The following is a 21,164-nucleotide window of genomic DNA, read 5'->3' on the forward strand; positions in this document are numbered from 1 at the left end:
GGCGATACTGGGCTGGTGTCTTCACCGATGCGCGCCGCCCGCGCCGCGCCCCTGTGACAACTGCCCCTACCGACGGGACGTCCCTTAGCTGGCGGGCCGGTCAGCGGGGGTGATCCCGTGCGCTCAGCGGACTTGATCTGTGCCGGGGTGTGCTCCCCGCACCCGCGGGGATGTTCCCTCGGACTCCGCCGGGTCCACGGGCATCGCCTGATGTTCGCCTTGCCCGCGCACGAACAAGATCCGGACCATACACGGGCCAACGCCCCTTAGAACCTCGTATTCGCACTGGTCTGAGCCATGTACGTGATGTACCACCAGCAGACCAAGAACCTGCTAGCCCCTCTCCGACGCAGCGCTTTTCGGATCGGACACAAGCGGCGCTGCCGACAGACAGCGGTGACATCGGAATCTTGTGGAATCTCAACAAGGCGGCAGTGTGAGCAACGCCGTCCCTCCGCAACGCCTGACCCCGACCGCCAGCCGGGTCAGCATCGGTCCGGACACCGCCGAACCTGCAAACGCCTACACATGCGCTGAAGCTGGGAAAAGGACCTCGCATCCCAGCCTGACAAGGCGTCAGCAAAGTCAGCATTAGGCCAGCAAGAGTCCTGCCAAAGCCACCCACAGACAGCCACACCATGGAATCGCCAACCGCACCGGCCTGAGCCAGCCGGCTGTTTGGACGCCTTCCGGCAAGCAGGTGGAAGACAGCGAGAATGGCCCGACCGTCTTCCGACCCGCGGCCACCAATGCTGACGCGTTCCCGCAGGTCAGCGCACCCTTCCCCGCGGTTTCAACGGCACCGGCGGCAGTTCCGGTGCAGGCAGGGGAGCACCGTCGTACCCCTTCACCTCCCCGAACCGGGAGCCTTCCATCCAGTCCTGACGGGCCTGTACGATCTCTTCCTGAGATCGCCCGATCCAGTTCCAGAACATGATCAACTCCTCCTCGAACGGCTCACCGCCGAGGAGCATCAGCCCGGCGTCCGACTCCGCGCGCAGCGGGAGTTCCGTGCGGCCGCAGCCGAGGTAGAGCATCGAGCCGGGCAGCACCGGGACGCCGTCCACGTGGGCCTCGCCGGACATGGACAGGACGGCGTACTCGAAGCCGGGTTCCAGGGGGAGGCGTACGTCGGCGCCGCGCGAGAGGGCGAGGTCGGCGCCGACGATCGGGGTGTACGTCGTGCCGGGTGAGGTCGCGCCGTCGAGGCCGCCGAGGATCAGCGTGGCCCGCAGGCCCGGCGCCGTGACGACCGGCAGCTCGGCGTGGTGTTCGAAGTGCGGGTCGGTGTGGCGGTGGCTGTCCGGAAGGGCGACCCACAGCTGCGCGCCGTGCAGGTAGCGGGCGTGCGACTTCGGGCTCTCCTCGGAGTGGCTGATCGCCCGGCCGGAGGTCATCAGGCCCAGCTCGCGCGGCCGGATCATCTGGAGGCTGCCCGTCGAGTCGCGGTGCAGCACCTCGCCCTCGTGCAGCCAGCTCACCGTCTGCAGCCCCATGTGCGGGTGCGGCGGCACCTGCATGCCGGGCTCGTCGGCGATGTCGTCGCGGCCGAAGTGATCGACGAAGCACCAGGCGCCGACCATGCGGCGGCCCAGGTTGGGCAGCAGACGGCGGACTTCGCTGGACTCGCCGAGCTTGACGTGGCGAGGGCTGAGAAGTTCGCGTACGGGTTCCGCCACGACGAAACCGCGGCCGCCGCAGACGGCGGGCACAGCCTCGCGATCAAGATTGCTCATGTCGCCCAAACTAGCCCCGCCGGGGTCGCTTCGTCAGTCCGTCACCCGGGCCTGTCTCGATGCATTCCCGATGCATTCCAGATGCGTCCCCGTCATGCATCCCCGTCATGGATCCCCGAAAATAGTAGCCATGTACATAGTAGCCATGTACGGTATCCGGCTATGAGCAAGGGTTCTGAGAACGTCTCGCCCGGTTTCCTGGTGTGGCGCCTGTCCACGAAGTGGCGGGTCGCGGTCGACCGGGCCGTGACCCCGCTGGGGCTCACCCACGCGCAGTACGCGCTGGTGGCCTCGCTGTACGGCATGCAGCGCCGCGGAGAGCGCCCCAGTCAGCGGCGCCTCGCCGACCACACCGGGCTCGAACCGCTGTACGTCTCGAAGCTGGCGCGCTCCCTGGAGACCGCCGGCCTCCTCGAACGCACCCGGGATCCCCGCGACCCGCGCGCGGTGCAGCTGGCGCTGACCGAGCAGGGACGCGAGCGGACCCGGCAGGCGATCAAGGTCGTCCAAGGCCTTCTGCAGCAGCTGCTGGCGCCGCTCGGCGGCCTGGACAGCGCCCGCACCCGGGAGTTCACACGCGACCTGGCGACCCTGCTCGACGCGCCTCTTGACCCGCTTGCCACCGACAGCGAGTCCGACAAGGAGCAGTCATGACCACCGCCACTCCCCTGGTCAACCCCCGAGTGATAGCTCTGGCCCACTACGCCGCCCGCGCGGTCCTCGAGCGCGCACTGGACCGTCACGGCGCGACATTCCAGCAGTCGGTCACGCTCCGACTCGCCGCCGTCGCCGATGGGCCGGTCGAGCGGGATCACGTCATCGACGGTGTCGTCGGCGCGCTGAAGATCGACGCCGCGCAGGCACACTCCGTGGTCGACGAGCTGATCGCCGCGGAGCTGCTGGCCCCTCAGGGGCCGACGAAGGTGCGGATCACGGACGCCGGACGGGAGCTGTACGACAGGACTTCTGCCGCGACCGCCCCCATCACGGCCCGGATCTACGCCGGTATCCCGACCGAGGACCTGGCCGCCGCCAGGCGGGTGCTGGCCCTCATCACCGAGCGGGCCAACGCCGAACTCGCCGCCGCGCCCCAGTGACCCAGCGGCCCTGCGATCCCATGGCCCTGTGAGCCAGTAGTGGAATATTGAACCAACGCACTCCGTTGACGGCGTCGAAGCCGAAGGAGGCACGAGTGGACACGACGTACTACGACCACGGAACACCGGCCGAGCGCTGGGAGCGCGCGCAGATGTTCTTCGACGCCAAGGACTACGCCGCCGCCGCGCGTGTCCTCGGCAAGCTGGTCGAGGAGGCCCCGCAGCAGACCGGAACACGGCTGCTGCTGGCACGCGCCTACTACCACTCGGCCCAACTGCGGCGCGCGGAGGACGAGTTGCGCGTCATCGTCGAGCGCGACCCCGTCGAGCACTACGCCCGGCTGATGCTGGGCCGCACCCTGCAACGGCAGAGCCGGCACGAGGAAGCCGAGCCGCACCTGCGCCTCGCCTCGGCGCTGGCGGGTGACTTCGAGCGGCTCTGAACGGTGCGAGCAAGCAATACCTGGAGCCCGGTTCCCCCCCGGAACCGGGCCCCAAGTCTTCCTCCCGCTAGTTCACTTCCGCGGGCGTCCGCGTCCCCCGCCGATGGGCCACCTCTGCGAGGACGACATCCACCACGATGAAGGCGGCCAGCGAGATGCCGAACAGCGGCACGAAGTAGCCGAGTGCGGCGACGACCGCCACCAGCGGGACCAGGATCTGCGGCGGCACCTGCTGCCAGGCGCCCCGCGGGACGGGGCGACCGAAAGCCGAGCCGCGGCCGCGCTGCCACCACATGCGGTAGCCCCACACGATCAGCACGATCAGCGAGAGCGCGAGCAGCATCAGGGCGATCTGGTTGGCCAGGCCGAAGAGGACGCCCGTGTGCAGGTCGATGCCCCAGCGGGTCAGCTTGGCCAGCACCGGGTAGTCGGCGAACCGCAGCACGTCGACGACCTCGCCGGTGGCCGGGTCGATCGCGGCCGAGTCCTGCTTCGTCGGCCAGCTGCGCTGCACCTGCTTCACCACGTACGCGGACGAGGCGTCGGCGGGCGGCACGATCTCCACCGGCTCACCCAGGCCCTCGGCGCGCGCGGCCGCCAGGACCTTGTCGAGGCCGATGCCGTGCTCGCCGCTCCCGCCGGTGCCCGCGGCGGCGCCGTGAGCCGCGTGGTCGCCGCCCGCCGCGGCCGAGAGGGACGGGGTGGCCTGGCCGAGCGAGGTGCGCAGCTCGTCGATGTTGGCGCCGGCGTACGCCGACCAGGTCAGGCCGGTCGCCGAGAGGAAGAAGAAGCCGGCCGCGGCCCAGACGCCGACCGTGCCGTGCAGACCGAGCGTGCGGCGTCGCCCGCTGGTCCCGCGCACCTTGCGCAGGGCGCGGCGGCGGGAGAACCACAGCACCAGGCCGCCGCCCGCGATCACCCACAGCCAGCTCGCGGCGAGCTCGCTGTAGAGGCGGCCGTTCTCGCCGAGGTGCAGATCGCGGTGGAACTCGTCGATCCAGGTGCGCAGGGGCAGCGCGCCGGTCGAGCCGTACTGTTCGAGGGCGCCGCGCACCTTCGCGGTGTACGGGTCGACGAAGACGGCGAGCGTGTGGTCGGCGTCGACGCCCTTGACGCCGGACAGCAGGACCCTGGTGGAGGCGTCGTCCGCCGGGGAGGGCCGGATCGCCGAGACCGTGCCCTCGGGGTGGGCCTTGCGCGCGGCGGCGACCTGCTCGGATATCGGCAGCTTCTCGTCGCCGACCGGGACGGTCATCTCGTGGCCGTACACGATCTTCTCGGCCTGGAACGCGCCGGCGTACAGGAAGCCGGTGGCCGCGGCGACGAGCAGGAACGGCGCGACGAGCACTCCGGCGTAGAAGTGCAGACGCAGGACGAGCGGGCGCAGCGGTGCCCATCTGCGGGGCGCCGAGGCCGGGGCGTCGGGCTGCGTCGACTCCTCGGTGGCGGTCGAGGGAGCGGTGGACATCGGCGGCATCTCCGGGGGTGGGACGGGGAGTGGGGACGTTCTCTGTCTGATGTAGCGGTCCAGTAGTCGGGCGAAGGGTCCGTCGAGTTCCCGACTTGTTACGTGGCGTACGTCACAGGGGAGTCGGTGAGTGGTGGGTACGCCGTGGCATGCTGGCGCGATGGCAACTCCGAGCGATCGCGCACCCCTGGCCGAGCAGGTCGAGCAACTCCTGGCCAATGAGGGGCCGTTGGCCATCGTGGCGGCCGGCGACCCGGTGCTGCGGCGTCCCACCGAGCGCTTCGACGGCCAGCTGGACCCGGCGCTGCTGGCCCGCTTCGTCGAGGCTCTGCGGATCACCATGCACGCGGCGCCGGGCGTCGGCCTCGCCGCACCGCAGGTCGGTGTGGCGCTGCGGATCGCGGTGATCGAGGACCCGGCACCGGTGCCGGAGGAGGTGCGGCTGGCGCGCGGACGGGTGCCGCAGCCGTTCCGGGTGCTGGTGAACCCGTCGTACGAGCCGGTCGGCTCCGCTCGTGCCGCGTTCTTCGAGGGCTGTCTGAGTGTGCCGGGCTATCAGGCGGTGGTGGCCCGGCACGCCGAGGTGCGGCTGACGGGCGAGGACGAGCACGGGCGTGTGGTCGACGAGGTGTTCACGGGGTGGCCCGCCCGCATCGTGCAGCACGAGACGGACCACCTCGACGGGGTTCTCTACCTGGACCGGGCCGAGTTGCGCTCCCTCGCCTCGAATCAGGCGATCGCGGAGCGCTGGGCGGCGCCGACGCCGGCGCGGGCCGCCGAGGCGCTGGGCTTCGAGCTGCCGTGACCGAGAAAATTCGAAGGCGTCCGGCCCGGCGCCCGCGTTAGCCTGACCGCATGTCTACGCCCCGAATTTCCTAGCCGAGGACCCGCTTCCACGCCACCCGTGTGTCCTCTTGCTTGTTCGGATTGCTTGTTCGGAGCGTCTTCTCATGATCACCGTTAGTGGTGTCGACGTGCGCGTCGGCGCGCGTCTGCTGCTGTCCGGCATCTCCTTCCACCTCTCCCCCGGCGACCGCATCGGCCTGGTCGGCCGCAACGGCGCCGGAAAGACCACCCTGTTGAACACGCTTGCCGGCACGCTGCCCCCGGCCGCCGGGACGGTGACCCGCACCGGCGAGGTCGGGCATCTGCCCCAGGACTCCCGCGCCGCCGACCCGACGGTCACCGTCACCGACCGGATCCTGTCCGCGCGGGGCCTCGATGGAGCCGTACGCGCCCTGCGCCGTGCCGAGGAGGCCATGGCCGACGGTACGCGGCGCGCGATGGACGCCTATGTGCGCGTCGAGGCCCGGTTCCAGGCCGCCGGCGGTTACGCCGCGGAGGCCGAGGCGGCCCGGGTGGCCGCGGGTCTCGGACTTCCGGCCCGGCTGATGGGCCGGCCGTTGGGTGCGCTGTCGGGCGGACAGCGCCGTCGTGTGGAGCTGGCCCGCATCCTGTTCGCGGAGCACGGCACCCTGCTGCTGGACGAGCCGACGAATCACCTGGACGCGGACTCGGTCGCCTGGCTGCGCTCGTTTCTGGCCGGCCATCACGCCGGGCTCGTGCTGATCAGCCACGACACGTCCCTGCTGGCCGCCACGGTGAACCGGGTGTTCCACCTGGATCCGCAGCGCGCCACGATCGACGTGCACAACACCGGCTGGGACGCCTACCTCGCCCAGCGGGAGGCCGACGAGCGGCGGCGGGCCCGGGAGCGGGCGAACTCCGAGCGCAAGGCGGCGTCGCTGCACGCCCAGGCCGAGAGGATGCGGGCCCGCGTGGCGACGGCCGTGGCCGCGAAGAACATGGCCCGCCGCGCCGACCGTATGCTCGCCGACCTCGAACCGGTGCGGCGCAGCGACAAGGTGGCCAGGATCCGGTTGCCCGAACCGGAGCCGTGCGGCCGCATCCCCCTGGGCGCCGTCGGCCTCAGCAAGGCGTACGGCGACCAGCGCGTGCTGGCGGGCGTCGATCTGGCCGTCGACCGGGGCAGCCGTCTGGTCGTTCTCGGGCCCAACGGCGCGGGAAAGACCACGCTGTTGCGCGTCCTGGCCGGTCAGGAACGTCCCGACGGCGGCCGGGTGGTCCACGGGCACGGACTGCGCCTGGGCTACTTCGCCCAGGAACACGACACGTTGGACCCGGATGCGACGGCGAGCACCCAACTGGCCTCGGCGGCCCCGCATCTGACCCACGGTGAGGTCCGGCGTGTCCTCGGCGCGTTCCTGTTCTCCGGCGACGACGCCGACAAACGTGTCGGTGTCCTCTCCGGAGGGGAGAAGACGCGCCTGGCCCTGGCGGGCCTGGTCCACTCCGGCGCCAACGTGCTGCTCCTGGACGAGCCCACCAACAACCTGGACCCCGCTTCCCGGGCCGAGGTCCTGGCGGCGGTGGGCGCGTATCCGGGCGCGATCGTCATGGTCACCCACGACGCGGGCGCCATCGGGGCGCTGCGCCCGGACCGGGTCCTGCTGCTACCGGACGGCGAGGAGGATCTGTGGAGCGAGGACTACCTGGAGTCGGTGGCCGGATGAGGCGGGCTCAGTTGTCGCGATAGGACTCCAGCAGCCGCAGCCACACCTCGCTGATCGTCGGATACGACGGAACCGCGTGCCACAGCCTGCCGATCGGTACCTGGCCGGCGACGGCGATGCTCGCCGAGTGGATGAGTTCGCCGACGCCGGGGCCGACGAAGGTGACGCCGAGGAGGATCTCGCGTTCCAGGTCGACGACCATGCGGGCGCGGCCGCGGTAGCCGTCGGCGTAGAGGCCCGCGCCGGCCACCGAGGAGAACTCGACGTCGACGGCGCGGACGCGGTGGCCGGCCTGTTCGGCCTCCGCCAGGGACAGGCCGACCGCGGCGGCCTCGGGGTCGGTGAAGACGACCTGCGGGACGGCGGCGTGGTCGGCTGTCGCTGTATGGGCGCCCCAGGGGTCGGACTCCAGCAGGGGCACACCGGAGGCGCGGGCGGCGATGGCGGCGCCCGCGATGCGGGCCTGGTACTTGCCCTGGTGGGTGAGGAGGGCGCGGTGGTTGACGTCGCCGACCGCGTACAGCCATTCGCTGCCGGTGACGCGGAGACTGTCGTCGACCTCCAGCCAGGAGCCGGGTTCCAGGCCGACCGTGTCCAGGCCGATGTCGTCGGTGCGCGGGGTGCGTCCGGTGGCGAAGAGGATCTCGTCGGCCTCGATGCGGTCGCCGCCGCCCGTGACGACCACGACCGTGCCGTTCTCCCGGGTCACGGACTCGACGGAGGTGCCGGTGCGGACGTCGACGCCCGCCTCGGTGAGCGCCTCGGCGACCAGTTCGCCGGCGAAGGGCTCCATGCGGGACAGCAGGCCCTTGCCGCGGACCAGGAGGGTGACCCGGGAGCCGAGGGCCTGCCAGGCGGTGGCCATCTCGGTGGCGACGACGCCGCCGCCCACGACGACCAGCCGGCCGGGCGCGGCTTTCGCGCTGGTGGCCTCGCGGCTGGTCCACGGCTTGACCTCGGCGAGCCCCGGCAGGTCGGGCAACTGGGCGCCGCTGCCGGTGCAGACGACCACGGCGTGCCGGGCGGTCAGGACGTGGCGTACTCCGTCGGAGCCGGTCACCTCCACGGCGCGGGGTCCGGCGAGGCGGCCGTGACCGCGGTAGAGGTCGGCGCCGATGCCGTCCAGCCACCCGACCTGGCCGTCGTCCTGCCAGTGCGAGGTGTACTCGTCGCGTCGGGCGAGGACCGCGGCCGCGTCGAGGGTGCCCTGTACCGACTGGCTGAGGCCCGGCAGGCGGCGGGCGTCGGCCTGGGCGATGACCGGGCGCAGCAGCGCCTTGCTGGGCATGCAGGCCCAGTACGAGCACTCGCCGCCGACCAGCTCGCTCTCCACGACCGCGGTGGAGAGGCCGGCCGCGCGGGTGCGGTCGGCCACGTTCTCCCCCACGGGCCCGGCCCCGAGCACCACGACGTCGTATGCGTTGGAATCCGTTTCCGTCATGGGGTCAGTCTTACGGGTGGTGTGCGGCCTGGCCACACGGGTACGCGCGCCGAGATACGACGGAATACCCAGCCGTACGGTCGTGTTGTCGCCGACGGCTTCGCCCCGACACCAGGAAGAGGGAATACGCCATGAGCAGCACCGTGGAGCTCACCAAGGAGAACTTCGATGAGACGGTCACGGACAACGAGTTCGTCCTGATCGACTTCTGGGCGTCCTGGTGCGGGCCGTGCCGTCAGTTCGCCCCGGTCTACGAGAAGGCGGCCGAGGAGAACCCTGATCTTGTGTTCGGCAAGGTCGACACGGAGGCGCAGCCGGAGCTGGCCGCCGCCTTCGGGATCCAGTCGATTCCGACGCTGATGATCGTCCGTGACCGTGTGGCCGTGTTCGCGCAGCCCGGGGCGCTGCCCGAGGCCGCCCTCGCGGACGTCATCGGGCAGGCCAGGAAGCTCGACATGGACGAGGTCCACCAGGCCGTGGCCGCTCAGCAGGCACAGGCCGAGCAGAACGGCCAGTAGGGCCCAGGTCTAGAACGGGTATGCCGCCACGTCGCCGCGCACCGTCGTCCAGCGCACGTCGGTGAACGCCTCCAGGTTGGACTCGCCGCCGAACCGGGCCCCGGTACCGGAGGCGGCGATGCCACCGAAGGGCGCGACGGCCTCGTCGTTCACGGTCTGGTCGTTGATGTGCACGATGCCGGTCGGGATGCGCTCGGCCAGGTCGAGGCCGCGGGCGGCGTCAGCGGTGACGATGCCCAGGGAGAGGCCGTAGGAGCTCGCCGCGGCGAGGGCGGCGGCCTCGTCGGCGGTGCTGAAGGGGCGTACGGGCGCGACGGGGCCGAAGACCTCTTCGGCGTACGCGGGCGTCTGGTCGTCTACGCCGGCGAGTACGGTCGGCCGGTAGAAGAGCTGCTCGTGGGTGCCGCCCGCGGCCAGCTTGGCGCCCCGGGAGGTGCTGGCCTCCACCAGGCCGTGCACCTTGCCCAGCTGGCCCGAGTCGATGAGCGGACCGAGGTGGACCTCGGCGCGGTGCGGGTCGCCGACGGCGAGGGAGTCGGCCTTGGCCGCGAGCCGCTCGACGTACTCCTCGTACAGGGACTGGTGGACGAGGTGGCGGCCGGTCGTCATGCAGATCTGGCCCTGGTGGAAGAACGAGCCCCAGGCGGCCGTGGAGATCACCGCGTCGATGTCGGCGTCCTCCAGCACGATCAGGGCGGAGTTGCCGCCCAACTCCAGGTGCGCACGCTTGAGATGGCGTCCGGCGGCCTCGCCGACGGCCCGGCCCGCGCCCGTGGACCCGGTGAAGGAGATGACGGGCACGCGCGGGTCGGCGACCAGCGCCTGGCCCACCTCCGGACCGCCCGGCAGGACGTGCAGCAGCCCCTCGGGCAGGCCCGCTTCGGCGAAGATCGCCGCGAGGGAGAGGCCGCCGCAGACCGCCGTGCGCGGGTCCGGCTTCAGCACGACCGCGTTGCCGAGCGCGAGGGCCGGGGCGACGGAGCGGATGGAGAGGATCAGCGGGGCGTTGAACGGGGCGATCACGCCGACGACGCCGACGGGGACCCGGCGCGTGTACGACAGCCGGGGCGCCTCGCTGGGCAGGATGTGCCCGGCCGGGCGGGAGGCGAGGGCGGCGGCCTCGTAGCACTCCTGGGAGGCGACGTGCAGCTCGAAGTCGGCCTTGCCGGGAATCGAGCCGGATTCGCGCACGAGCCACTCGCGCAGCTCGTCGGCGTGCGCCGTGAACAGGTCGCCGGCCTTGCGCAGCACGGCGGCGCGGACGAAGTGCGGGAGGCGTGCCCACTCGGCCTGGGCGGCGCGGGCTGCCTCGGCGGCCGTGCCGACGTCCGCGGCGCCGGCCAGGGTGACGGTGCCGAGCGTGTCGCCGGTGGCGGGCTCGGTGACGGCGTACTCATCTCCCGACAGGGAGCTGGACTGCCAGGTCTTCGGGTCGAGCAACGGCATTGCGACTCTCCGTTCGATCACCAGCGGGACTCACAGGGGGAGCGGAAGTCCCGAGTAGTTCGCCGCCAGTTCGGCGGCCGCGTGACGGGATGCCGTGATCCGGCGCAGCCGCGCGAGCTGCATCCGGTGGTCGAACGCATCCCCGTCTGGTTGAACATGCAACATCCTAGTCATGTCGTCCGAGAAACGGGTGGCCTGCCACACCCGCTGGAGACACAACTCGGAGTAACTGTCGAGGAGTTGCACGCTCCCTGTGCGGTGCAGCTCGATGAGGCCGCGGGCCAGGACCCGTACGTCCGACACGGCGAGGTTGAGGCCCTTGGCCCCCGTCGGCGGGACGATGTGGGCGGCGTCCCCGGCGAGCAGGAGCCGCCCGTGGCGCATCGGTTCGTGGACGTAACTGCGCATCGTCGTCACGGACTTGACGGTGATGGGTCCGCGATTGAGGGTCCAGTCGGCGTCGATGGCGAAGCGCGCGGCGAGTTCGTCCCAGACGCGGTCGTCGGGCCAGTCGTCGGGGTCGGTGTGGTCGGGGACCTGGAGGTAGAGCCGGGAGACCGACGCCGACCGCATGCTGTGCAGGGCGAAGCCGCCTTCGCCGCGCGCGTAGATCAACTCGTCGCAGGACGGCGGCACTTCGGCCAGGATCCCGAGCCAGGAGTACGGATAGTCGTGCCCGTACGAGCGGCTCGCCCCGGCCGGGAAGGCGGCGCGGGAGATGCCGTGGAAGCCGTCGCAGCCGGCGACCCACTCGCAGGTCAGCGTCTGCTCGCGGCCCTCGTGCAGGAACCGTACGACGGGCGTCGCGCTCTCCGGCTTCTCGACGGCGAGCGCCTCGGCCTCGAACAACAACGGCGGTCCCTCGGCAAGTTGGAGGGCGACGAGGTCCTTCACGATCTCGGTCTGGGCGTAGATCGTCACCGTACGGCCGCCGGTGAGGGCAGGGAAGTCGATGTGGTGGCGTTCCCGGTCGAAGCGCAGCTCGATGCCCTGGTGCACCAGCCCTTCGGCCGTCAGCCGCTCGGCGGCGCCGGCCTCGCGCAACGCGTCGACCGTGCCCTGCTCCAGCATCCCGGCCCGCTGGCGCTGCTCGACGTACTCCCGGGTGCGGCTCTCCAGGACGACGCAGTCGACGCCGGCGCGGTGCAGCAGGCGGGCGAGCAGCAGTCCGGCGGGGCCGCCTCCGATGATGCCGACGGTCGTGCGCATGTCCCGCCTCCCCTGGGTTCAGCTGGATTCGCGGTGCACCACCGTCGCTCCCAGCACCTTGTGCGTCTCGGGTGCGGTGCCGGGGTTGCGCACCGCGCGGTCGACCAGTTCCGCGAGCTCACGGCCGGACGGCAGCTCGATGTGCACGGTGCTCAGCCTAGGCCGCAGCAGCCGTCCGAGCATCAGGTCGTCGGCGCCGATGACGGCCGTGTCGGCGGGGACGCGGACGCCCTCGTCCTGCAGGGCGCGCATCAGCAGCATCGCGTACTCGTCGTTGTAGGCGAACACGGCGTCGAGGCCGAGGTCGCGCCAGCGGGCGGCGAGCCGCGCGGCGGACGCCTCCGTGTAGGCGAGGGGCAGCTCGGTCACGGTGGCGTCCGTGCCGTGCAGGGCGCGCCGTACGCCTTCGAGGCGGGGTGTGGAGAAGGACTCCAGGCCGTCCTCCTCGGGCACGACGACGCCGATGCGGCGCCGGCCGCGGTCGTACAGGTGGCTGCCCGCGCAGTGACCCACGGCCTCGTAGTCCATCAGCAGGGCGTGGGCGCCCTCGACGGACTCGGGGCCCAGCGAGACCACGGCCCGGACGCCGGAGCGCTTGAGCACCGTCACACCCTTCGGGCCGAGGCCGGAGCCCGACACCAGGACGGCGACGGGACGCAGCTCGGCCCAGGCGCGGGCGGCTTCGTCGCCGTGCAGAGCGACGCTGCCGTGCTGCACGACGGTGTAGTCGAGGCGGCCGAGCGCCGTCTGGAGGTCGCCGAGGAACTGGCCGTACAGGGAACCGGCGGGGAAGCTCGGCGCGGGCATCAGGACCATACGGCTGTGCCCGGCGCGCAGACTGCGGGCGGCCGCGTGCGGGACGTAGCCGAGTTCCTTCGCGGCGTCGTGGACGCGGCGGCGCGTGGGTTCGCTGATCCGGACGGCGCTGGTGTTGTTGAGGACATAGGAGACGGTCGCGCGCGAGACGCCGGCCAGGCGGGCCACATCGGCGCTCGTGGGTACCGAGCGCTGTGCGGGGGAAGCGGGCGCGGGCGTTTTCGGTATCTGCACCATGACGTACGGCATCTTTGCAGAGCCTGTGAGTGGGGTCCGGGTCAGGGTCTGCCGGTGTTCACGCCCCGGTGCGTGTCACACGGTCGACCAGGTCGAGCCAGCCCTTCTCCAGTCGCTCCATGGGCATGCCGCACTGCCTGGTCAGGTGGTGGACCAGGGCGGGGTCGAGATACGCCATGAGCGTCTGGGCGAGGAGATCGCAGTCGGCGTCCGGCAGGATCTGCCGCAGCAGCACCGTGACGTGGGTGTGCAGCGCCCGGATCGAGGGGTGGGAGTAGCGACGGGTCGGCTCCGGCTGGGCGGCCAGTTGCAGGTCCAGCTGTTCGGCCGCGCGGTACAGCACCGCCACGCCGAACGCCCGCAGCCGCTCCACCGGCGGTGCCCCGGGGCCCAGCGGCGGCGGCCCGCCGAGGAAGTCGGCCTGCAGCGTCCTCGCGGAGTGGTCCAGCAGCGCCGTCAGCAGACCGGTGCGGTCGCCGAAGCGGCGGAAGACCGTCCCCTTGCCCACCCCGGCCTCCGCGGCCACCGCCTCCATGGTCACCCCGGCCGCGCCGTGCTCCGCGATCAGCCGGGCGGCGGCCTCCAGCAGCCGGGCGCGGTTACGGGCCGCGTCGGCGCGCAGGCAGGGCTCGTCGGCGGCGGAACCGACCTCCAGCAACGGAGGCTTGCTGACGGGCTCCTGCGGCTGGGGGAAGGGCGGCAGTACGGCGGACATGAAGCCAGCGTAAAGCATCGGGGATGAAACTGGACCGCGGTCCGGTTAAGGTGCTAGAAACGTAACCGGACCTCGGTCCGGTTCGTGACGGCAGTGTTTCAGCACCCTTGGAGTTCGTATGTCTGTTCGCATCCTCGCGCTCGTCGGCAGCCTTCGCGCCGGTTCGCACAACCGTCAGCTGGCCGAGGCGGCCGTCAAGCTCGCTCCCGAGGGCGCTGAGGTCGTGCTCTTCGAGGGCCTCGCCGACATCCCCTTCTACAACGAGGACATCGACGTCGAGGGCAGCGTCCCCGCCGCCGCCGCCAAGCTGCGCGAGGCCGCGCAGGCCTCCGACGGGTTCCTGCTCTTCTCCCCCGAGTACAACGGCACCATCCCGGCCGTGCTGAAGAACGCCATCGACTGGCTGTCCCGCCCGTACGGCGCCGGTGCCTTCGGCGGCAAGCCGGTCGCCGTGGTCGGCACCGCCTTCGGCCAGTACGGCGGCGTGTGGGCGCAGGACGAGACCCGCAAGTCGGTGGGCATCGCCGGCGGCAAGGTGCTGGAGGACGTCAAGCTGGCGATCCCCGGCTCGCTGACCCGCTTCGCCGAGACGCACCCGGCCGACGACGCCGAGGTCGCCGCCCAGCTGACCGAGGTCATCGCCCGCGTCCACGGGCACGCGGGCGAGACGGCTGCCGCCTGATCGGACCGCAGGACCCCCACAGAGGCCGGAGCCCAGAGCTCCGGCCTCGCTTCGTGTCGGGCCACGACTTCATGCCGGACCACGACTCCGTGCCGGGCCGCTCCTTCGCGTCAGGCCACCGCCGTGACCGCGAGCTCCCGCAGCTCCTCCAACGCCGCCTTCACCGCCGGGCGTTCCCGGCAGCCCCGGCGTGTACAGGTGAGCACCTTGCGATGGGGATCGCCCACGCAGCGCACCCGGCTGATCGGCAGGTGCGGGGTCAGCTGGGCCAGCCGTGGGATCAGGGCGACGCCGAGCCGGTGGGCGACCAGGTGGGCGGTGACGTTCCAGTCCAGCGCGTGATGGACCACGCCGGGGGTGAATCCGGCCGCCGCGCACGCCGACATCACATGCGGGCGACAGGCGCTCTCCGGCACCGGCGCGATCCAGTCGTCGTGCGCCGCCTCCGCGAGGTCGACGCTCCCGCGTCCGGCCAGCGGATGCTCTTCGTGGACGACGAGGTCGTACGGGTCGTCCAGCAGCGGCTGCTGGTCGAAGCGCGCGTCGCTCAGCGGCGGGTTGTGCGGCGTTACCTCCACCACGGCCAGGTCGGCCTCACCCTCGAAGAGCAGGTCGAAGCTCTCCGGCACCCCCGTCTCCTGGATCCGTACGGTCAGCTGCGGATACCGCGCCCGCAGCCGTACCGCCATGGGCGCCAGCAGCACCGACACGGCCATGGGAAAGCCGCTGACGCGCAGCTGTCCGGTAGGAGCGCTGTACTCGGCGCGCAGGTCGAGTTCGGCCTCCTCCCAGCGGGCCTGGATCGCGTCCGCGTGCGCGAGCAGGCTCTCGGCAGCCGCAGTGAGGCGCACCCCGCGCCCCTGCGGTTCCAGCAGGTCGACGCCGAGATCGCGGGCCAGCTGCCGGATCTGCTGGGAGGCGGCGGAGGGCGTGAAGTGCAGGGCGCGGGCGGCCGCGGTGACCGTGCCGTAGTGGGCGACCGCCCTGAGCACGTGCAGTCGGCGCAGGTCAATCATGAAGCCCACGCTTCAAGGTGAGGTGCAGAAAGTCAACCTGGACGTGTACGAAGTCCGCACCGCACCCTTGGTTGTGTCGCGACGGTCAACCAGCCACGACGTACGAGGAGTCGCCATGACCAGCACCACCGGCACCGTCTGCCCGCACTGCGGGTGGCCCGACGGCGCCGAGCCCTTCCAGGTGGTCTCCCGGCACAGCACGGCGGGGGGCAGCACGGTGTGGACGCGGTGCGGCTGCGGCTCGCTGCAGGTTCGGGTCGTCGATGCCCGGGGGATGCGGATCGTCTCGCGCAGCCGCCCGGCCGACGCCCGGTCGGACGCGCCGTGCCGTTGAGCGCGGTGGATCAGTCGAGTTCGGCCAGCCGCCGGACCGCCGAGGCCGCGAAGTTCTCGATGAACGCCGCCGGTTCGCCGGTGCGCGGGCCGAGGATCACCGTGTCGATACCGAGTTTGGTGTAGCCCGCGATGTCCCGCGTGAAGGCGTCGAGGTCGCCCTCGGTGGCCGCCTCGCCCGTGTAGACGACGGTCTTGCGGATCTCGTCGTAGTCGCGTCCCTCGGTGTCGCAGTGGCCGCGCAGCACGTCGAGCTTGTGCCCGACCTCCTCCGGGGAGGTGGTGAACAGGTTGCACGCGTCGCCGTAGCGGGCCACCAGCCGGAGTGTCTTCTTCTCCCCGCCCCCGCCGATCATGATCTCGGGGTGCGGGGCACTCATCGGCGCAGGCACGCACAGGGTCTCGGCCAGCCGGTAGTGCTTGCCCTCGAACGGGCCGTCGGCCTGCGGGTCCCACATCTGCAGGCAGATCCGCAGGGTCTCCTCCAGCCGCTCGAAGCGCTCGGCGACCGAGGGGAACGGCACGCCGAGCCCCTCGTGCTCCCGGCCGTACCAGGCGGCGCCGATCCCGAGGGTGGCCCGGCCGCCGGACAGCACGTCGAGCGTGGTGGCGATCTTGGCGAGCAGGCCGGGATGGCGGTAGGTCACGCCGGTCACCAGGGCGCCGAGGCGGACGGTGGAGGTGTGGGCGGCGAGGTAGCCGAGGGTCGTGTACGCCTCCAGCATGGGGTCCTCGGCGCGGTCGTTGAACTCCATCTGGAAGTAGTGGTCCATCACCGACAGCCAGCTCACGCCGGCCGCCTCGGCGGCGGCGCCCGCGGCGGCGAGTTCGGCGCCGAGCGCGGGGCCTCCTCCGGGGTGGTCGAACCGGTTGATGTGCACGCCGACCCGCATGGCCTGTCTCCGTTCACCCGACCTGGTACCAACTCCGACGACGCTAGAACTTGGAGCGCTCTCGAAGTCAAGCCCGGCCGGCGAGTCGGTCCCCGAGTGCGGAACGGCATCCGCCGTACATGGCCGCTTCGGGTGGAGCGGCGTGTGCGCGCTGGTCGCGCTGGTCAGCGCCGCGGGGCGCGCGTGGGATCTGTTGCCGCGCGTTCGGCCTCTGCCTGCTCCTGCTTCTTCGAAGCGCGCAGGCTGGTCACCGTCGTGACCGCGAGGACCAGCACGATGAAGCCGAGTGAGAAGGGGATGCTGATCTCGGGGACGTGGACGCCGGACTCGTGCAGCGCATGCAGTACGAGCTTGACGCCGATGAAGCCGAGGATGATCGACAGGCCGTAGCTGAGGTGGACCAGCTTCTTCAGCAGGCCGCCGATGAGGAAGTACAGCTGCCGCAGGCCCATCAGCGCGAAGGCGTTGGCGGTGAAGACGATGTACGGGTCCTGGGTCAGCCCGTAGATGGCGGGGATGGAGTCGAGGGCGAACAGGACGTCGGTGGAGCCGATCGCGAGCATCACGACCAGCATCGGGGTCATGATCCGCTTGCCGTTCTCGGTGATGAACAGCTTGGTGCCGTGGTAGCGGTCGGCCACGCCGAAGCGCTCCTCCGCCATCTTCAGCAGCTTGTTCTCCTGGTACTCCTCCTCGTGCTCCTCCTTGCGGGCGTCCTGGACCAGCTTCCAGGCGGTCCAGATCAGGAAGGCGCCGAAGAGGTAGAACACCCAGGAGAACGCGGAGATGATCGCCGCGCCGGCCGCGATGAAGCCGGCGCGCAGCACCAGGGCCATGATCACGCCGACCATCAGCACACGCTGCTGGTACTGCGAGGGCACCGCGAACTTCCCCATGATCAGGACGAAGACGAAGAGGTTGTCGACGCTCAGCGACTTCTCGGTGATGTACCCGGCGAAGAACTCGCCCGTCGGCTTGCCACCCCCGTAGATGAACAGGCCGAGGCCGAACAGACAGGCCAGGACGATCCAGACGACCGTCCACGTGCCCGCCTCCCGGATGGAGACGTCGTGGGGCTTGCGACCGATGAAGAAGTCCACGGCGACGAGCGCGCACAGGGCGACGACGGTCAACAGCCAGACGGAGAGGGAGACGTTCACTGGTGGTACTCCTGGTGCAGGGGGGCCTTGACAGCGTTGTCGCCACTGGTGATGACTTCCACCTACGGCAGGTGAACAGCGGGTCATGTCCTGGCAATCTCCGGGTTACGCCGGGTGCCACCCGCCGTACGGCGGGCAGGTTCCGCCGAACGGCGGCCCTCCGGTCGGGACCGGTGCGCTGATCATGACGACAGAGCCGCCCGGGCATCAGGTGCCCCCGTGTGAGGAGAAGCCATGACCCACGTCCCGCCCCCGTTCGATCCCGAGCTCGCCGCCGCCCTGGAACTCATCAAGGACGTCATCTCACCCGGCCTCACGATGGACGACATAGCCGAGGTCCGCCAAGGTCCGGGGATCCAGATGCTGGCCCAGCTGGATCTGACCATGGACGGCTTCTTCGAGATCGAGGACAGGGCGGTGCCGGGTCCCGCGGGCGCGCCCGAGATCTCCCTGCTGATCTGCCGGCCGGCCGCCCCGCCGGCCGCGGGCCCGCGGCCGGTGATCTACCACGTCCACGGCGGCGGTCTGGTCATCGGCAACAACCGCGTCGGCGTCGACGTGCCGCTGGCCTGGGCGAAGGAGCTGGACGCGGTCGTGGTGTCCGTGGAGTACCGGCTCGCGCCCGAGCATCCGTATCCGGCGCAGATCGAGGACGTGTACGCCGGTCTGGAGTGGACGGCGAAGCACGCCGCCGAGCTCGACGGCGACCCGCAGCGGATCGTCGTCGCGGGTGCCAGCGCGGGGGGCGGACTGTCCGCGGCGCTGGCGCTGCTGACGCGGGACCGTGGGGGGCCGGGGCTGATCGGTCAGATGCTGATGTGCCCGATGCTGGACGACCGCAATGACACGCCGTCCGTCCACCAGATGGCGGGGCTCGGTGTCTGGGACCGTACGGCCAACGAGACCGGCTGGACGGCGTTGCTCGGCGAGCGCCGCGGGGGGCCTGACGTTCCGGCGTATGCGGCGCCGGCCCGTGCGGAGGATCTGTCCGGGCTGCCCCCGGCCTTCCTGGACGTCGGTTCCGCGGAGACGTTCCGTGACGAGGTCGTCGCCTATGCCTCGCGGCTGTGGCAGGCCGGTGGGGTGGCCGAGTTGCACGTGTGGCCCGGCGGGTTCCACGGCTTCGACGGGTTTGCCCCGCAGGCGGCGCTGTCGCAGGCGTGCCGGGGGGCGCATCTGGCGTGGCTGACGAGGTTGCTGAGCAGCTGAAACGCCGGGGGCGCTGGAGCGGGGGCTGCGGTGTGCCTATTCGTCTGCCGAGTTCTGTGGCTTGGCGGGTGCGGGTGGGGGGTGGCTTGTCGCGCAGTTCCCCGCGACCCCTGGGTGGGTGAGCCTTCCCGGCGTCTTGAAGTGGACGCGGTTCCCTTGACGGCATGCCGCACCATGGGCCTATGAAAGAGCTGGCCGGACGTCTGACCGCGTTGGATCCGGATGCCGGTGCTGCCGTCCGGGTCATCGCGTACTTCGATCGGCTCGCCGAGTCGCGGGCCGGGCTGGAGGCGCTGGTGCGCGGTGCCGCCGTGCTGGCCGGGGTGCCGGCGCGGTTGGTGGACGTGGACCGGCGGGTGCATGTGCGGGTCGAGGCCGACGGGACGCGGCGGGAGAGCGAGCTGCCGCCGGATGCCGCCTGGCCCTCCGCCGCGCTGACGCCGGGCGGCGCTGCGGCGCTGTGGCTGGAGCGGGCTCAGGGGGCGGAGCCGAGTGTCGTCGACGCGGTGATCCTGGAGCGGGCCGCCGGGGCGATACGGCTCGTTCTCGACCGGACGCGCGGGCGGGCGCCGACCGATGATCCCGCACTGGTCGAGACGGTCCTCGACGCCACGGCTCCGGAATCGGCCCGGCTGCACGCGGCCCGCCGTCTGGGCCTGGACACCGCCGCTCGGGCCCGTGTCCTCGCCCCGCTGGAGGGCCGTCCCCGCATCGTCCCCGCGCTACCGGACGCCGAGCCGCCCGCCGGCCGCGTGGGTGTGGGCCCCGCCGTCCCGGTGCTCGATCTGCCGCGCTCCTGGGCGCAGGCCCGCATCGCACTCCGGTTCACGGCCGAGGGCACCGCACAGGACCCGGGCCCGGGCGTCGTGCACGCGGACGAACTGGGCGATGTCGCGCTCCTCGCCGGCCTGGTCGTGCCGGGCGCCGAGCCGCCGCCCGACGTGCAGGCCCTGGAGGCGGCCGCGGCGGCCGCGCCCTGGCTGCTCACCACGCTGCACGCCGTCGCCTCGACGGTGAGCCTGCGGGCGGCGGCGGCCGAGATCAACGTCCACCACTCCACCCTCCAGGAGCGCCTGGTCCATGCCGAGCACCTGTTGGGCTGGCCGTTGCGCACTCCGCAGGGCCGGTTCCGGCTGGGGCTGGCGCTGGCGATGCGGCACCTGGCGCGGCCCTAGGGCAGGCCGCGACCTCAGGGGGGCGCCGCCGTCACCGGAAGCCGCCGTCACCGGAACTCGTGCACGACCTCGATCGCGCCGACGATATGGGCGTTGAACTCGTCGAGTTCCTCGGCGGGCACCCACAGCTCGAGAATCGTCTTGCCGCCCGCCTGCCGGACGGGGTACCGGCGCAGGAACTCCGACTCGACCTCGAACCGGGTCACGAAGCCGGCGCCGTCGTGCTTGACGTTCCAGTCCCGGGCGATCTTCACCGCGTAGTCCTCGTTGAGCACCGGGTAGAAGATGGGCTGTTCGGGCAACCGCGGCGGCCAGGCACGCCAGTCGCGTGCGCGAACCAGGTCCAGTTCCTCGGGGCCGGTGGGTCGCCACAAGGTGGTGGTCGGGCGCGGGCTGATCATGGCAGCCGACGATACCCACGCCGCGGGCGCGACGGCCACGGAGTTTCACGGAGTTCCGCGCGATGCTTGCAGACGCGCCCTACACGCCTTCGCTGGAAATTTCACGTATGGCATATCCTGGATGTCATCCATCTCGGGACGGAGGACACCGGCGCCATGACCGCCACGGACCCCGCGCTCACCGCCCTCGCCCAGGGCTGGTGCGCCCTTTCCCTGCTGCACGGCAGGATCGAGGCGCACATCGAGCGCGCCCTGCAGACCAAGCACGACCTGAGCGTGCGCGAGTACTCCCTGCTCGACGTGCTCAGCCGCCAGCACGACGGCGAAGGCGGGCATCTGCAGATGAAGCAGGTCGCCGACGCCGTCGTCCTCAGCCAGAGCGCCACCACCCGCCTCGTCACCCGCCTCGAGGACCGCGGCCTGCTCTCCCGCTACCTCTGCCCCACCGACCGCCGCGGCATCTACACCGACGTCACCGAAGCCGGCCGCGACCTCCTGGAAGAGGCACGGCCGACCAACGAGGCCGCATTGCGCGAGGCCCTCGACGAGGCCGCCAAGAATCCCGAACTGACCCCGCTGGTGCGAGCCGTGGAGACGCTCCGGGTGCCCGCCTGACCTGCGGCCCGTTGACGGAC

General features: G+C 71.5%; 22 protein-coding genes. 11 read left to right on the forward strand and 11 right to left on the reverse strand.

Annotation, left to right across the window (positions count from 1 at the left end):
* Positions 1-770: 770 nt before the first annotated feature.
* Positions 771-1,736 carry a pirin family protein gene (locus ACTMVF_RS14470; RefSeq protein WP_441271415.1) on the reverse strand — a complete coding sequence of 322 codons (966 nt, stop codon included), beginning with the start codon at positions 1,734-1,736 and terminating at the stop codon, positions 771-773.
* Between the two features lie 162 nt (positions 1,737-1,898).
* Here ACTMVF_RS14470 and ACTMVF_RS14475 point away from each other — a divergent pair, with 162 nt between their 5' ends.
* The 3 genes from ACTMVF_RS14475 to ACTMVF_RS14485 all read left to right on the forward strand — a co-directional run bounded on the left by ACTMVF_RS14475 (position 1,899) and on the right by ACTMVF_RS14485 (position 3,276).
* A complete protein-coding gene (locus ACTMVF_RS14475; protein ID WP_441271416.1) occupies positions 1,899-2,390 on the forward strand; it encodes a MarR family winged helix-turn-helix transcriptional regulator in 492 nt (163 codons plus the stop codon).
* Entirely contained in the window at positions 2,387-2,833 is a 447-nt protein-coding gene (locus ACTMVF_RS14480) for a MarR family transcriptional regulator (protein ID WP_441271417.1), read from the forward strand. Before ACTMVF_RS14475 ends, ACTMVF_RS14480 begins: the two co-directional genes overlap by 4 nt.
* A gap of 95 nt (positions 2,834-2,928) precedes the next feature.
* A complete protein-coding gene (locus ACTMVF_RS14485) occupies positions 2,929-3,276 on the forward strand; it encodes a tetratricopeptide repeat protein (protein WP_441271418.1) in 348 nt (115 codons plus the stop codon).
* Between the two features lie 67 nt (positions 3,277-3,343).
* On the opposite strand, the gene ACTMVF_RS14490 is transcribed toward ACTMVF_RS14485, so the two are convergent.
* Positions 3,344-4,744 (reverse strand): PepSY-associated TM helix domain-containing protein, encoded by a 1,401-nt coding sequence (locus ACTMVF_RS14490; protein ID WP_441271419.1) that lies wholly within the window; start codon positions 4,742-4,744, stop codon positions 3,344-3,346.
* A 160-nt stretch (positions 4,745-4,904) separates the two neighbouring features.
* Between ACTMVF_RS14490 and ACTMVF_RS14495 the strand changes: the two genes are divergently transcribed.
* The gene (locus ACTMVF_RS14495) at positions 4,905-5,549 is read left to right on the forward strand and encodes a peptide deformylase (protein WP_441271420.1); all 645 of its coding nucleotides are present in this window, start codon (positions 4,905-4,907) and stop codon (positions 5,547-5,549) included.
* A 145-nt stretch (positions 5,550-5,694) separates the two neighbouring features.
* A complete protein-coding gene (locus ACTMVF_RS14500) occupies positions 5,695-7,278 on the forward strand; it encodes an ABC-F family ATP-binding cassette domain-containing protein (protein WP_441271421.1) in 1,584 nt (527 codons plus the stop codon).
* Positions 7,279-7,285: 7 nt separating this feature from the next.
* Here the strand turns inward: ACTMVF_RS14500 and ACTMVF_RS14505 are convergent, their stop codons facing one another.
* Positions 7,286-8,719 (reverse strand): dihydrolipoyl dehydrogenase family protein, encoded by a 1,434-nt coding sequence (locus ACTMVF_RS14505; protein WP_441271422.1) that lies wholly within the window; start codon positions 8,717-8,719, stop codon positions 7,286-7,288.
* A gap of 131 nt (positions 8,720-8,850) precedes the next feature.
* Here ACTMVF_RS14505 and trxA point away from each other — a divergent pair, with 131 nt between their 5' ends.
* A complete protein-coding gene (gene trxA, locus ACTMVF_RS14510) occupies positions 8,851-9,237 on the forward strand; it encodes a thioredoxin (RefSeq protein ID WP_301994950.1) in 387 nt (128 codons plus the stop codon).
* A gap of 9 nt (positions 9,238-9,246) precedes the next feature.
* On the opposite strand, the gene ACTMVF_RS14515 is transcribed toward trxA, so the two are convergent.
* Genes ACTMVF_RS14515 through ACTMVF_RS14530 form a run of 4 tightly spaced genes read right to left on the reverse strand, consistent with a single transcriptional unit; the run spans position 9,247 to position 13,678 of the window.
* Complete coding sequence (locus ACTMVF_RS14515; RefSeq protein WP_441271423.1) at positions 9,247-10,683, reverse strand: aldehyde dehydrogenase family protein; 1,437 nt, start codon at positions 10,681-10,683, stop codon at positions 9,247-9,249.
* Positions 10,684-10,713: 30 nt separating this feature from the next.
* Positions 10,714-11,892 (reverse strand): 4-hydroxybenzoate 3-monooxygenase, encoded by a 1,179-nt coding sequence (locus ACTMVF_RS14520; RefSeq protein WP_441271424.1) that lies wholly within the window; start codon positions 11,890-11,892, stop codon positions 10,714-10,716.
* Positions 11,893-11,910: 18 nt separating this feature from the next.
* Entirely contained in the window at positions 11,911-12,945 is a 1,035-nt protein-coding gene (locus ACTMVF_RS14525) for a LacI family DNA-binding transcriptional regulator (protein ID WP_441271425.1), read from the reverse strand.
* A gap of 58 nt (positions 12,946-13,003) precedes the next feature.
* A complete protein-coding gene (locus ACTMVF_RS14530) occupies positions 13,004-13,678 on the reverse strand; it encodes a TetR/AcrR family transcriptional regulator (RefSeq protein WP_441271426.1) in 675 nt (224 codons plus the stop codon).
* A gap of 100 nt (positions 13,679-13,778) precedes the next feature.
* On the opposite strand from ACTMVF_RS14530, the gene ACTMVF_RS14535 reads away from it, so the two are divergent.
* Positions 13,779-14,342: an NAD(P)H-dependent oxidoreductase gene (locus ACTMVF_RS14535; RefSeq protein ID WP_441271427.1), complete on the forward strand. Its 564-nt coding sequence runs from the start codon at positions 13,779-13,781 to the stop codon at positions 14,340-14,342.
* A gap of 110 nt (positions 14,343-14,452) precedes the next feature.
* Here ACTMVF_RS14535 and ACTMVF_RS14540 read toward each other — a convergent pair whose 3' ends face one another.
* Complete coding sequence (locus tag ACTMVF_RS14540) at positions 14,453-15,358, reverse strand: LysR family transcriptional regulator (protein ID WP_441271757.1); 906 nt, start codon at positions 15,356-15,358, stop codon at positions 14,453-14,455.
* Positions 15,359-15,473: 115 nt separating this feature from the next.
* On the opposite strand from ACTMVF_RS14540, the gene ACTMVF_RS14545 reads away from it, so the two are divergent.
* Positions 15,474-15,692 carry a hypothetical protein gene (locus tag ACTMVF_RS14545; protein ID WP_441271428.1) on the forward strand — a complete coding sequence of 73 codons (219 nt, stop codon included), beginning with the start codon at positions 15,474-15,476 and terminating at the stop codon, positions 15,690-15,692.
* Positions 15,693-15,702: 10 nt separating this feature from the next.
* On the opposite strand, the gene ACTMVF_RS14550 is transcribed toward ACTMVF_RS14545, so the two are convergent.
* On the reverse strand, positions 15,703-16,584 hold the full coding sequence (locus ACTMVF_RS14550) for an LLM class F420-dependent oxidoreductase (protein WP_441271429.1): 882 nt from the start codon (positions 16,582-16,584) through the stop codon (positions 15,703-15,705).
* 164 nt (positions 16,585-16,748) lie between these two features.
* A complete protein-coding gene (locus tag ACTMVF_RS14555; protein ID WP_441271430.1) occupies positions 16,749-17,744 on the reverse strand; it encodes a TerC family protein in 996 nt (331 codons plus the stop codon).
* A 234-nt stretch (positions 17,745-17,978) separates the two neighbouring features.
* Here ACTMVF_RS14555 and ACTMVF_RS14560 point away from each other — a divergent pair, with 234 nt between their 5' ends.
* Both ACTMVF_RS14560 and ACTMVF_RS14565 read left to right on the forward strand, forming a co-directional pair.
* Positions 17,979-18,953 (forward strand): alpha/beta hydrolase, encoded by a 975-nt coding sequence (locus ACTMVF_RS14560; RefSeq protein WP_441271431.1) that lies wholly within the window; start codon positions 17,979-17,981, stop codon positions 18,951-18,953.
* A gap of 182 nt (positions 18,954-19,135) precedes the next feature.
* A complete protein-coding gene (locus ACTMVF_RS14565; RefSeq protein WP_441271432.1) occupies positions 19,136-20,128 on the forward strand; it encodes a helix-turn-helix domain-containing protein in 993 nt (330 codons plus the stop codon).
* Positions 20,129-20,175: 47 nt separating this feature from the next.
* Here ACTMVF_RS14565 and ACTMVF_RS14570 read toward each other — a convergent pair whose 3' ends face one another.
* Entirely contained in the window at positions 20,176-20,529 is a 354-nt protein-coding gene (locus ACTMVF_RS14570) for a hypothetical protein (protein WP_441271433.1), read from the reverse strand.
* A 156-nt stretch (positions 20,530-20,685) separates the two neighbouring features.
* On the opposite strand from ACTMVF_RS14570, the gene ACTMVF_RS14575 reads away from it, so the two are divergent.
* Positions 20,686-21,144 (forward strand): MarR family winged helix-turn-helix transcriptional regulator, encoded by a 459-nt coding sequence (locus ACTMVF_RS14575; protein ID WP_441271434.1) that lies wholly within the window; start codon positions 20,686-20,688, stop codon positions 21,142-21,144.
* The last annotated feature ends 20 nt before the right edge of the window (positions 21,145-21,164 follow it).

This window comes from Streptomyces sp. SD31, from assembly GCF_052068475.1.
In the GTDB taxonomy this organism is placed as follows: domain Bacteria; phylum Actinomycetota; class Actinomycetes; order Streptomycetales; family Streptomycetaceae; genus Streptomyces.